Consider the following 12592-nt stretch of genomic DNA (forward strand, 5'->3'; position numbering starts at 1 on the left):
GCATGCCAGGCTCGGTCGGGCGGGTTCCCGCTCCCCCCTCCCGTTGGCCCGGTCCGTCGTCGACACCGGGCAGCACGGCAGGACCCGAGGCGGCTGCCAGGGCCGGCGAACCCACGACCGGCGAACCCACGACCCGCGAACCCACGACCGGCGCGCCCGCGACCGGCCGCCCAGCGGAGGCCGTCTGGGCGCAGACACCACTCGGCCCGGTGGAGCAGTGGGCTCCGGCGCTGCGTTCGGTGCTCGACCTCGTCCTCTCCGCGCCGGTGCCGATGGCTCTCGCGTTCGGCGACGAACTCGCCCTGATCTACAACGACGGCTTCGCCGAGCTGATCAGGGACCGGCACCCGGCCGCGTTCGGCCGCCCCGCCGCCGAGGTCTTCGCCGAGGCGTGGGAACTGGCCGGGGTCGGCGAGGAGATCGAAAGGGTCTACCGCACCGGCATCCCCTACCTGGAGCGGGAGGGTGCGCTGCCGGTCGGCCGGGTACGCGGTTCGGACCAGGTCGACCAGGTGGTGCTGACCCGTAGCTACTCGGCGGTCCGGGACGAGCACGGGCAGATCATCGGCCTGTTGATGGTGATCGTCGAGACCACCCAGGTGACCCGGCGCCTACAGAGCCTGAGCGAGCTGGCAGTCGCCCTCTCCGGCACCCTCACCCTCGACGACGTGGCCCGGTCGGCCCTGCGCTACGCCCTGGCGTCGTTCGACGCCGACCAGGTCGGTATCGCCGTCGACGACGGCGCCGACTGGCGGGCCGTACGGCGGGTCCGGGGTGAGCTGCTGGACGAGGCGGACGAACGGCTTCCGCCGCTGTGGCGCAGCTTTCCCGCTGACTCGGCCGCCCCGCTGGTGGTCGCCGCCGCCACCGCCGCCCCCCGTTTCTGGGCGGACGGACGGCCACTGCTGCCGACCGCGATCGACCGGCACGACGAGAAGATCCGGGCGCTGGCCGTACTGCCGCTGCGTACGCCCTCGCTGGGCGGCGCCCTCGCGATCGGCTACCGCACCGCACACCCGTGGTCGCCGGCCGAACGCGCCCTGCTCACCGCCGGGGCGGAACTGGTGGCGCAGGCCGCCGAACGGGCCCGCCGGTTCGAGAACCAGCACGGCACCGCCCAACTGCTGCAACGCAGCATGCTGCCGGAACAGTTGCCGGACCTGCCCCGGCTGCGGCTCGCCGCCCGGTACGACGCCGGGGTGGACGGCAACGCGGCCGGCGGAGACTTCTACGACGCCTTCCCCCTCTCCGGCGGACGGCTCGCCGTCGTCCTCGGTGACGTGGCCGGGCACGACGTGCACGCCGCCGCGCTGATGGGCCAGGTCCGGGCGGCCCTGCGGGCGCTGGCGCTCAGCGACCCCGATCCGGCCGCCGTCCTCTCCGGCCTGGACCGCCTGGTCGGGAGCCTCGGTACGGAGGCCCGTCGGGACGAACTGTTCGTGACGGTCGTGTACGGGGTGGTCGAACCCGCCACCGGGCTGATGACGCTCGCCAGCGCCGGGCACCCGGCTCCGCTGCTGCGCCAGGCACCGGCCGGCGTCCCACCCACCGCCCGCTACCTCGACGTACCCCCCGGTGCCCCGCTGGGACTCGGCGGCAACCGCCCGACCAGCACGGTGCCGTTCGTGCCCGGCGACACGCTGCTGCTGTTCAGCGACGGTGTGGTGGAACGGCGGCAGCAGAGCCTGAGCGCGGGGTTCGCCACCCTCGCCGAGGCCATCGCCGGGGCGAGCAGCGGCGACCCCCGTACGCTCTGCGCGGTGGCGAGTCGGGCCGTGCCGGGACCGACCGAGGACGACGCCGCGGTGCTGGCGGTGGAGCACGCGTTGACGCCCAGCCGCTCGGCGTCGCTGGAGATGCCGGCGGAGCCGACCGCACCCGGGCGGGTACGGCAGTGGCTCACCGCCCAGCTCACCTCCTGGCGGGTGCCGGAGTCGGTGATCGGGGCGGCGGTGCTCTGCACCAGCGAGCTGACCACCAATGCGCTGCTGCACGCGGGCACGGCGGCCCAGGTGGAGATCGACCTCAGCCCGGAACGGCTGCTCGTCTCCGTGGCCGACCAGGGCACCCGGGGCACCGTGACCCCGACCCGGGCCGACACTCTCAGCAGTCGCGGACGGGGTCTCGGGCTGATCGAGCAGCTCAGCGACGCGTGGGGGACCGACCCGACCGTACGTGGTTCGACCGTCTGGTTCGAGATACTCATACCGGAGGGTGACCCGAGCGGTAACGGGTAGGGGGCGGCATGGAGATCGACAGACCCGCCGGGGTCCTGTTCGACGTGGATGGCACGCTCGTCGACAACGCGTACCTGCACACCGTGAGCTGGTGGGAGGCGCTGCGCCAGGCCGAGCAGGAGATCCCCATGGCAGCGATCCACCGCGCCCTCGGCATGGGCCCGCAACGGCTGCTGGAGCACCTGCTCGGACCGGAACGGGACCGGGACGCGGACGAACGGATACGGTACGGACACGACAGCCTCTTCGCCGAGTTCTGGGACCGGCTGAGGCCGCTGCCCGGGGCGGCGGACCTGCTGCGGGCGTGCGCGGCACGGGGGCTGCGGGTGGTGCTGGTGACCTCGGCGGACGAGCGGGAACTGCCGGCGCTGCGTGCCGCGCTCCTCGCCGACGACGTGATCGGGAGCATCACTACCTCGGTCGGCGCGGACTCGCCACCGGGAGCGGACCTGCTGGCGACTGCCCTGGACCGGGCCGGTCTGGACCGGGAGCGGGTGGTGTTCGTCGGTGACTCGGTCTGGGACGTCGCCGCCGCCGGCCACCTGGACATCCCCTGCATCGCGTTGACCTGCGGCGGCACCGGGCGCAGCGAACTCGCCGGGGCAGGTGCGGCGGCCGTCTTCGACGATCCCGCCGCACTGCTCGCCGGGCTGGCCGACTCCCCGGTCGCCGCGCTCGCCTGAGCGCCGCCGGGCGTCGCGGTCACCAGTCCATGTGCAGGCGTACGGTGGTCGACTCGTTGGTGGTGTGCACGTCGACCAGGTCGCAGAGGTGATTGACCAGCAGCAGCCCGCGCCCCTGTTCACTGGTGGGCGAGGCCGGGAGCCGGCCGGCCAGCCGATCGGTCAGCACACTCGTGCCGATCACTTCGCTGACCATCCCACTCGGCTCGGCCCAGACCCGCAGCACCGCCGGTTCGCCGCCGTGCACCACCGCGTTGGTGGCGATCTCGTTCGTGGCCAGGCGCAGGTCGGCGACCCGGTCGGGGGCGAGCCCGGCCTCGGTGGCGAGTGCGGTCACCAGCGCCCGCATACCGGCCATCCCGGCCCGGTCGAACAGGAGCGTGGACGGGGTCAACGCCGGCTCGGGCAGCGGCAGGTTGAACGCGTCGACCACCGCCTCCGGACTGCCGTAGCCGGCGCTGGACTGGCGTACTCCGGCCCGGATCAGCACCGGATGGGTGCTGGCCGCGTCCGCGATCACGTCGGCGTCCAGCCCCACCGCGTCGTACGGGCAGAGGATGCTCGCGGGCTGGTCGGCCAGGGCCAGGTTGACCAGTGCCTCGTGCTGCACACATCGCGGGTACGCGAGCGCACGCCGCTCGGGCCAGATCGGTTCGACGACGATCCGTACCCGGCTGGTGGGGTGCTCGGCGACGAAGGCGTAGAGAATCCCCGGGATGATCCACGACGGGTTGCGCCCGGCGATGCCCATGTCGAGGAAACGCACCTCGACCTCTCCGTCGGAGACCGTGTCGATCTCGTCGCGGAGCAGGTCGAGCCGGGGTTGGGGGACGACGACCAGAACCGGTTCGGCGCGGGTGACCCCGCCCGCGATGAAGGCGTACAGCCCGGCCCGGTAGTCGTCGTGACCGTGGTAGAACAGGGCTTCGTGGCGCAGGGCGCCGGACCGGGACACGGCGCGCGGCACAATGGTCATCCGTCGCACCACCGACGCAAGGCACACCCCCCGTTGTCCGTACCTTCGTTGGCACCATACGCGGGGTGGTCGGATCCGGCACACCGTGATCGGATAGCCGTCTTTTCCTACCAGGAGTGACCGTGCCGAAAACGTCTCATCGCTATGCGCTCTCTCTCACCTGGACGGGTGACCGGGGCAGCGGCACGAGCGACTACCGGGCGTTCAGTCGGGCGCACGAGGTGACCGGGCCCGGGTTGCCGCCGCTGCTCGGCTCGGCCGATCCGGTGTTCCGGGGCGAGTCCGGGCGGTGGAATCCCGAACAGTTGCTGGTCGCCGCGCTCGCCCAGTGCCATCTGCTGGCGTACCTGCACCTCTGTGCGACGGCCGGGGTGGTGGTCACCGGCTACGCCGACGAACCGGAAGGGGTGTTGACCCTGACCTCCGGTGGTGGCGGGCACTTCACCGAGGTGGTGCTTCACCCCCGGGTGACGGTCGCGGCGCCGGATCAGGTCGAGCGGGCGGTGGCCCTGCACCCGGAGGCGTACCGGCGCTGTTTCATCGCCAACTCGGTGAATTTCCCGGTCCGGCACGAGCCGGTGGTGTCGATCGGCTGACCGCGTCGTGGCGGGGTGCCGGGCTGGTGTCCGTGTCCGTGGGTGACGGACACCAGCCCGGCGGTGACAGGTGCTGGTCGGGCCCCTGACCGTCAGGGCGAACCAGGGCGGCTCAGGTCAGGGCGGGTCGGGTGGGTCAGGGCAGGGTCCAGCGTTGCGCGCCGCTGCCGTTGCAGTCGTAGATCTGCAACTGGGTGCCGTTGGTGGTGCTGGAGCCGGGGATGTCCAGGCAGCGCCCGGACTGCGGGTTACGCAGACTGCCGTCGGCCTGGACGGTCCACTGCTGGGCGCCGGTGCCGTTGCAGGTCCAGAGGTGGATCTTCGTGCCGTTGGTCAGCCCGCTGGCCTGTACGTCCAGGCACTTGCCGAGCCCCCGGATGGTGCCGTCGGTGCCGACCGTCCAGCGCTGGTTGGCCGCGCCGTTGCAGTCCCAGATCTGGATCCGGGTGCCGTCGGCGGTGCCGCTGGCGTTGATCTCGGCGCACTTGCCGAGGGCCTTGACCTCACCGGTCCTCGGCGTGGTGGGTCCGCCGGTGCCGATGCCGGGACCGACGAAGGTGTAGCTGTCGACGTCCAGGAAGGCCCCGCTGCCGCCGTTGAAGACCAGGAACAGGTCGTGGGTGCCGTCGTCGGGGCGGGTCACCGGGGCGGTGACCTCGACGTAGTTGTCCCAGCCGCCGGTGTTCGGCACGGTCACCCGGGCCACCTCCGGACCGGTGGTCGAGTTGTAGCGGAAGGAGACCGTGCCGCCGCCCCCGCCGCTGCTGACCCGGGCCTTCACCGAGTTGATGCCCTTCAGGCTCACCGCGTGGTGCTTGACCCACTCGCCGTTCTGGATGTCACCGAGTCGCTTGCCACCCTCGGCGGCGGCCTGGTCGATCACCTGCGGCCCGCCGAGCTGTACGAAGTGCTCCGCCTGCCACTGCTTGGGCCAGAGTGTGATGGTCTGCTCTCCGGTCAGCGGCACCGACCCGGTCGCGCCCTGGTCGGTGTAGGTGGCCCGGACCACGAAGAAGAGCACCGAGTCGGGGCCGGCGTGCACGGGGCCGGTGTTGAAGGTGGCGCCGCAGCCGGTGCCCTCACCCTCCTCGTGGGCGTGGTCCTGGTGGCCGAGGGCAACCCGGACGATGACTCTGGAGCAGTCGATCGTCCCTTCCTGCGGGTCGGTCGCGGTCGCGGTGACGGTGAAGTTCTGGCCCCAGTCGAACATGCCGCCGGCCGGGATCGCCGAGATGGTGACGCTGGGCCGGCTGTTGCCGACCACGATCGGCACCAGCGTGGTCGCGGAGCGGCCGGTGCCGTCGCTGACCGTCAGCCGGGCCCGCTTGTCACCGTTCGTGGTGTACGTGTAGGACGGGTTCGCCGCGGTGGAGTCGGTGCTGCCGTTGTTGTCGAAGTCCCAGGCGTACGTCAGCGGGTCGCCGTCCGGGTCGGAGCTGCCGGCGCTGGAGAAGGTGACCGCGAGCGGTGCCGGCCCGTTGTCCCGGTTGACGCTCGCCTGGGCGATCGGTGACCGGCCGCCCTGCACGTAGTTGATTTTGTACAGTCCGGCGTCGGCGGCGCCGGAGAAGTAGCCGCTGCCGTACTCCAGCAGGTAGAGCGAGCCGTCCGGGCCGAACTCCATGTCGATCGGGTGGACCAGGTTCATGCCCGCGAGTACGGGTTCGATGAGGGTTGGCGTACCGGTGGCGGGGTTGCCGTTGTTGAACTGGACCTCCTTGATCCAGTTGCGGCAGTACTCGGAGATGAGCAGCTTGTTGTCGTAGTACTGCGGCCATTTCACGTCCGAGACCAGGTTCGGGTCGTAGTGGTAGACCTCGGTGTGGTTCGGCGAGCCGCAGCCGCCGGGGTTGTCCAGGGCCGGCCATTCCCGGCTGCCGCCGTGCTGCTCCCAGACCAGGGCGGGCTTGGCCGGCGGCAACTGCGCGATGCCGGTGTTGCGCGGGGAGTTGTTCACCGGACCGGCGGTCCCACCGCAGGGGAACCAGCTCCGGGGCGCGTTCGCGGCGAAGTCCCAGTCGTTGTAGGCGACGTTCGGACCACCGCAGTACGGCCAGCCGTAGTTGCCGGGACCGGTGGCGCGGTTGAACTCGTCGTAGGCGGCGGGACCCCGGTTCGCGATGGTGGCACCGGCGTCGGGGCCGACCTCGCCCCAGTAGAGGGTGTTCCCGGCCCGCTTGTCGACCCAGACCCGGTACGGGTTGCGGACCCCCATCACGTACACCTCGGGGCGGGTACCGGCGGTGCCGGCGGGGAAGAGGTTCCCGCTCGGCACGGTGTACGTGCCGTTGTTCTCCGGGTGGATCCGGTTGATCTTCCCGCGTAGGTCGTTGGCGTTGCCGCTGGTGCGCTGCGCGTCGTACTGGGGGTCGCGGGAGGGCCGTTCGTCGATCGGCGCCATGCCGGCGCTGTCGCCGCCGGAGTTGGTGTTGTCGCCGACGGCGAAGTAGAGGTTGCCGGCGCTGTCCCAGCTCATCGAACCGGCGGAGTGGCAGCAGAGGTTCCGTTCGGTCGGCCACTCGATCAGCATGTCCTCGCTGGCCGGGTCGAGCACGTTTGTGCTGGTATTGAAGGTGAACCGGGAGATCCGGTTGACCAGCGGGGTCACCTTCGGCGAGTAGAAGAGGTAGACCCACCGGTTGCTGGCGAAACTGGGGTGGAGGGTGATGCCGATCAGGCCGTCCTCGAACCGGGCGTCGAGCTGCACGGTCAGGGCGACGGTGGTGACCCGGGTGGTGGGGTTGTAGAGCCGTACCTGGCCGCCGCCGGCGGTGGTGCCACGGTTGATGTAGAGCACTTTGCCGTCGGGGAGTACGGAGAGTTCGATCGGTTCGCCCATGGAGAGGCCACCGTCGAGTGTGACCTTCTCGAAGGCCGAGGTGGCCGGCGGCGCCGCGGCGACGACGGGGGCGTCGGCGGGGGCTGCCGGGGCCACGGCGGCCGGCGCGGCGGCTGTGGCGGCGCCGGGTGGCGCGGCCCCGGCCGGGGCGGCCCAACCGCCCAGGCCGAGCACGGTGAGCAGGGTGATGGCGCCGGCGAATGGTCGGCGGGGGATGCGTCGCACGAGTCCTCCACAGCACGAGGGGGGATCTCGGTGCCGCTCCCGCCGACCGGAGGAGACACCGCAGTGGAGCAGACATTAGCGTCTTTCACTGCGATAGCCCAGAAGTTTCCGATGCGTAACCAAAAGTTGGCGCCCCATCGACAGAAGTCGACAGACACAAAGGACGCCCACCTGGATCGGGCGACGAGAACATCCAGGTATGTCACTTTGAGCTGACACGGGGTCTTCACACGACGGCAACACCGCCGGTACGGTGGTCGATATCCATGGGAGCGCTTCCATGCACAAAGCTCGATCTCTAATTCGGATCCGAAACCACCCCACCTCCGGAAAGGAGCACCACATGCGCAGACGATCCGCGGTCACCACGGCCGGGGCCAGCGCCATCGTCGCGGCGCTCGCCGTCGCCTCCGTGGTCGGACTCGACCTGCTGCGACCACACGCCGCCGCTGCCGCCGACTCGGCGTTCTACGTCGACCCGGCCACCAACGCCGCCACCTGGGCCGCCGCCAACCCGGGCGACTCCCGCGCCGCCGTCATCCGGGACCGGATCGCCAGCGTGCCGCAGGGCCACTGGTTCGCGACCTACAACCCGACCACCGTACGGTCGCAGGTGAACGCCTTCGTCGGCGCCGCCGCCACAGCAGGCAAGATCCCGATCCTGGTCGTCTACAACATCCCGAACCGGGACTGTAGCGGCGCCAGCAGCGGGGGCGCCCCGAACCACACCGCCTACCGCCAGTGGGTCGACGAGGTCGCCGCCGGCCTGGCCGGGCGCCCGGCCAGCATCGTGCTCGAACCGGACGTGCTGGCCCAGATGAGTAGCTGCCAGAACGCCAGCCAGCAGGCCGAGACCAGGGCCTCGATGGCGTACGCCGGCAAGAAACTCAAGGCCGCCTCGGCCCAGGCCAAGGTCTACTTCGACGCGGCCCACTCGGCCTGGCTCGCCCCGGCCGAGATGGCCGCCCGCCTGGTCGCCGCCGACATCGCCAACAGCGCGGACGGCATCTCGCTCAACGTCTCCAACTACCGGACCACCGCCGAGTCGGTCACGTACGGCAAGAACGTCGTCGCGGCCACCGGGATCTCCCGACTGAAGATCGTCGTGGACACCAGCCGGAACGGCAACGGCCCGGCCGGTGCCGAGTGGTGCGACCCACCGGGGCGGGCGATCGGCACCCCCAGCACCACCAACACCGGTGACGCGGCGGTCGACGCGTACCTCTGGGTCAAGCTGCCGGGCGAGGCCGACGGCTGCATCGCGGGCGCCGGGCAGTTCGTCCCGCAGCGGGCGTACGACCTGGCGGTCGCGGCCGGTCCCCCGCCGACCACCACACCCCCGGCGACCACCCCACCGCCCACGACTCCCCCGCCCACCACACCGCCACCCACGACTCCGCCGCCGACCACTCCCCCGCCCACCACACCGCCGGCCGGCGGTTGCCGGGTCGTCTACACCCCGAACCAGTGGACCGGTGGATTCACCGCCGACCTACGGCTGACCAACGGCAGCACGGCGGTCAGTAGCTGGACCCTCACCTTCACGGTCGGCTCGACAGTGCGTCTGAGCAACGGGTGGAACGGCACCTGGAGCCAGTCCGGCACCCAGATCACCGTCCGGAACGCGGCCTGGAACGGCAACCTCGCGGCCGGCGCCACCACCAGCGTCGGGTTCCAGGGCACCTACAGCGGCACCCTGGCCGCACCGACCGCGTACACCCTCAACGGGGCGGCCTGCACCAGTTGACCCTTCCGGGAGGTAACCGGGCCCCGCTGACGAAACCGGGCAGCGGGGCCCTTCCGTGTCCCCGACCCGGCGCCGACCACAGGTTAGCGCCGCAGCCGGGCGGGAACCCATCACGTTGACGAAGGAGGCAGCTGATGACCACACCCTTGAACCCGAGCGGGCGAGCGGCGGTGCCGGGCCTGCCGTTCGGCGGCAGCTCCCTGCCGCTGGGTCCGAGCGGCGGGATCTCGATGCCGGGTGGCGGCGGGCCGGAAGCCGGTCGGACAACCGTGACCATGGCGTCCTATCCGGACTACTCCGGGGCACAGCAGGCCGTCGACTTCCTCGCCGACAACCGGTTCCCGGTCGAACGTACGGCCATCGTCGGGACCAACCTGGCGTTGGTCGAAACGGTGCTGGGGCGGTTGACGACGGCACGGGCGGCACTGGCGGGTCTTGCCACCGGTGCCTGGTTCGGACTCTTCATCGGCCTGTTGTTCGGCATCTTCACCGTCGGCAACTGGTGGGCGGTGATCGTCGCCGGTCTGCTGATCGGTGCCGCATGGGGTGCCATCTTCGGTGCCATCGCCCACGCCAGCACCGGCGGTCGACGAGACTTCACCTCGGCGGCCACACTGCGGGCGAGCGAGTACGCGGTGACCGTCGACGCCGACCTCGCCGACCAGGCCCGGAGCGTGCTGAGCCGGATGAACTGGCAACCAGCCGGCGCCCACTGACGCGGTGCCGACGAAGAACCCCGTCCACCGGACGGGGTTCTTCTCGTGCGTCCCCGCACCGGCGGCCCGAGATCAAGGCTGCTCCGGGCGCTGGTCCCGGATGGCCGCGTGCCGGATGAGGCGTCTCGTCTCCTCCTCAGGAGCGGTTCCGGCCGCCAGGAGGATGTCGGTGGCGGTGGCTCCCACCTGGGCCACGATGACGCTGCCGGAGAAACCGACCCCCTGCGCGTACGCCTTGTTCGCGGCGGTCACGGCGAGCAGCGCCAGTTCCCGGGCGCCCTCCGGCTTCAGCCCCTCCTTCAGCTCCTCCCGGAGCAGTCCCACGGCGTCGCCGAGATGTCGTACGGCCACCGCCAACCCCTCCGGCAGCCGCTCCGTCCCCTCGATTGCGGCAAGTGTCCGCCGCACCAGGGTTCCGGCGTCGTGGACGATCTTGTCGAGGTAGCGCAGGCTGGCGCTGTAGCGCAGGATCGCCCGTCGCTGGCGCCATCGCAACGGCGCGAACCGCACGGTCTCCCGCCCGCTGCGCAACGCGTCGTCGAGGTCACCCATGTACTCCCTGATCCGGGAGAGCCGGTCCAACACGGCGCCGGCCCGGGCCGGGTCACGGTCGGTCATCGCCGCTGCGGATTCGCGCAAATCCCCGGTCACCGCCTCGAACACCGCCTTCGCCGCCCGGTCCACCGCACGCATGGGGTTGAGCGGTATCAGCAGCGTGGCGACGACGAGCCCGGTCCCGCCACCGATCAACGCCTCCATGAAGCGGGGAATGACCGGATCGGTCATCTGCGGCTGGAAGGCGACCAGCAACACCGCCGTGGAGGCCGCCTGGGTCAGCACCGCGGCGCCGCCGCCGAGCAGCGTGGCGAAGAGGATGGCGAGTGCGACGATCAAGGCGATCTGGACGGAACCGACACCGATCCACTCCACCAGCAGGTCTCCCACGGCCACCCCGATGGCGATGCCGATGAGCAGTTCGAACGTACGGCGGACCCGTCCGTTCAACGAGACGGCAAGGGTGCTGATCGCCGTGACCGGCGCGAAGACCGGGACCGGGTTGCCCATCAGGTCATGGGTGAACAGCCACGCCAGCCCGGCGGCCACGGCGGCCTGTACGGCGACCAGAGAGGTGTCCCGAAGGTCCCGCACCCGTTGACATAGGACATGACCCGACCGTTCACGAACCGTCGTCATGGGGGGAGCTACCCGTACCGCCCTCGGATGAACCTCGTGAACGGGTACGACAGGCGCCGATCCGCCGACCGTCAACCGGTGGTTCGTGCCTACTCGTACCTGAGTTCCCCGGCCCTGATCTCGGCGCTGACCGTGTTCTCTGCTGGCGCGAGCGGGCACGCCCAGCGGTCGTCGTACGCACACGACGGGTTGTAGCCGTAGTTGAAGTCGAGACGGATCCGGTCCTCGGCCAGCACCGTGACGCCCCGCCCGAAGGTGCCCTTGACCGTGTCGGTGAGGTAGCGGCCCCCGCCGTACGACTCCGGACCGCAGGTGCCGTCGCGGAAGGGGAGGAACAGTCCGCCCCCGTACGCCTCGATCCACCAGAGGGTCAGCGGACCCCAGGGCGTCTGTGCCACGCCCACCCGGCGGTACGTGACCACCCCGTCGGGCCCACCGGTGTCGATCCGCAACCGCCCCTCGGCGGGACGGATCGGCACCTCGACGACCGCCTCCGGGTTCTCCGGGAAGTAGCGCACACCGGTGAACGACGGCCGCCGCCCGGGCGGGATCGGCGACTGCGGGTGCCGGGCGAAGAGTTCGTCGCGGGCGGCGCGGAAGCCGGCCAGGTCCAGGTCCGACAGGTAGAGCCGGGCCACCTTCTCACGCCAGTCGCTCAGCTCAAGTTCGTCCACCCGGCCCAGGCTAGCGCGGTCGCGGCACCGCCGGGCGGGTCACTCGTCGGTGGCCAACCGGGCGTGGAGGTGCTCGTCGTAGCGGCGTTTGTCGCCGTACCGGTGGGACTCGCGCAGGGTCCCCTCCAGCGCGTACCCGGTCTTCTCGGCGACCCGGCACGAACTCGGGTTGGCGACCGCGTGACAGAGCTCGATCCGGTGCAGGTTCAGCCGCTGGAACGCCCAACCGGTCACGGTCGCGACCGCGAGGGCGGCAAGGCCCCTGCCCCGGGCCGGGGCGACCGTCCAGTACCCGATCACGGCGTCGCCGTCGTAGATCCGGTGCAGCGAGATCGAGCCGAGCAGTGCCCGGGTGGAGGGTTCTGCCAGGGCGAACGAGGCGTGGTCCCCGCTCGACCAGTCGGCCCGGCGGCGGACCCACTCACGCGCGCCCTCCATGCCGGCCGCCGCGCTCGGCGTCGAATTCCACTGGGCGATCGCAGGTTCGCGCATCGCTGCCATCACCTCGGCCGCGTCGGTGAGCTCCCAGGAGCGCAGCAGCAGGCCGGGTACGGATATCTCCACGGGTTCCACGGTCGAGCAGTCTCGCATCCCCGGCCGACGGCCGTCCGTACTTTTCCGCCCGACACCTCCCCCGGAAAGATCGCTTCAAACCCGTACGACAGCTCTTTCCGAGCTAGCAATGTCCGCACGGACCTCGCGAGG

General features: G+C 71.2%; 10 protein-coding genes. 5 read left to right on the forward strand and 5 right to left on the reverse strand.

What is annotated here, in order from left to right; genetic code table 11:
- Positions 1-2 precede the first annotated feature (2 nt).
- Together ACIBF5_RS22790 and ACIBF5_RS22795 are read left to right on the forward strand one after the other, a co-directional pair.
- On the forward strand, positions 3-2237 hold the full coding sequence (locus tag ACIBF5_RS22790; protein WP_396814742.1) for a SpoIIE family protein phosphatase: 2235 nt from the start codon (positions 3-5) through the stop codon (positions 2235-2237).
- Between the two features lie 8 nt (positions 2238-2245).
- Positions 2246-2920, forward strand: coding sequence for an HAD family hydrolase (locus ACIBF5_RS22795; RefSeq protein WP_396814744.1), 675 nt, complete (start codon positions 2246-2248; stop codon positions 2918-2920).
- Between the two features lie 19 nt (positions 2921-2939).
- Here ACIBF5_RS22795 and ACIBF5_RS22800 read toward each other — a convergent pair whose 3' ends face one another.
- Positions 2940-3896 (reverse strand): anti-sigma factor RsbA family regulatory protein, encoded by a 957-nt coding sequence (locus ACIBF5_RS22800; protein WP_396814746.1) that lies wholly within the window; start codon positions 3894-3896, stop codon positions 2940-2942.
- 122 nt (positions 3897-4018) lie between these two features.
- Here ACIBF5_RS22800 and ACIBF5_RS22805 point away from each other — a divergent pair, with 122 nt between their 5' ends.
- Positions 4019-4492 (forward strand): OsmC family protein, encoded by a 474-nt coding sequence (locus ACIBF5_RS22805; RefSeq protein WP_396814748.1) that lies wholly within the window; start codon positions 4019-4021, stop codon positions 4490-4492.
- Positions 4493-4628: 136 nt separating this feature from the next.
- On the opposite strand, the gene ACIBF5_RS22810 is transcribed toward ACIBF5_RS22805, so the two are convergent.
- On the reverse strand, positions 4629-7556 hold the full coding sequence (locus tag ACIBF5_RS22810; RefSeq protein ID WP_396814750.1) for an RICIN domain-containing protein: 2928 nt from the start codon (positions 7554-7556) through the stop codon (positions 4629-4631).
- A gap of 343 nt (positions 7557-7899) precedes the next feature.
- Here ACIBF5_RS22810 and ACIBF5_RS22815 point away from each other — a divergent pair, with 343 nt between their 5' ends.
- A complete protein-coding gene (locus ACIBF5_RS22815; RefSeq protein WP_396814752.1) occupies positions 7900-9303 on the forward strand; it encodes a glycoside hydrolase family 6 protein in 1404 nt (467 codons plus the stop codon).
- Between the two features lie 134 nt (positions 9304-9437).
- Positions 9438-10019 (forward strand): general stress protein, encoded by a 582-nt coding sequence (locus ACIBF5_RS22820; RefSeq protein WP_396814754.1) that lies wholly within the window; start codon positions 9438-9440, stop codon positions 10017-10019.
- Between the two features lie 72 nt (positions 10020-10091).
- Here ACIBF5_RS22820 and ACIBF5_RS22825 read toward each other — a convergent pair whose 3' ends face one another.
- From ACIBF5_RS22825 to ACIBF5_RS22835, 3 genes are all read right to left on the reverse strand, one after another.
- Entirely contained in the window at positions 10092-11168 is a 1077-nt protein-coding gene (locus ACIBF5_RS22825) for an aromatic acid exporter family protein (RefSeq protein WP_396814756.1), read from the reverse strand.
- 134 nt (positions 11169-11302) lie between these two features.
- Entirely contained in the window at positions 11303-11887 is a 585-nt protein-coding gene (locus tag ACIBF5_RS22830) for a DUF1684 domain-containing protein (RefSeq protein ID WP_396814758.1), read from the reverse strand.
- A gap of 39 nt (positions 11888-11926) precedes the next feature.
- On the reverse strand, positions 11927-12451 hold the full coding sequence (locus ACIBF5_RS22835; RefSeq protein ID WP_396814760.1) for a GNAT family N-acetyltransferase: 525 nt from the start codon (positions 12449-12451) through the stop codon (positions 11927-11929).
- Between the last annotated feature and the right edge of the window lie 141 nt (positions 12452-12592).

The sequence above is a fragment of the Micromonospora sp. NPDC050417 genome (assembly GCF_044458865.1).
Taxonomy (GTDB): Bacteria; Actinomycetota; Actinomycetes; order Mycobacteriales; family Micromonosporaceae; genus Micromonospora_G.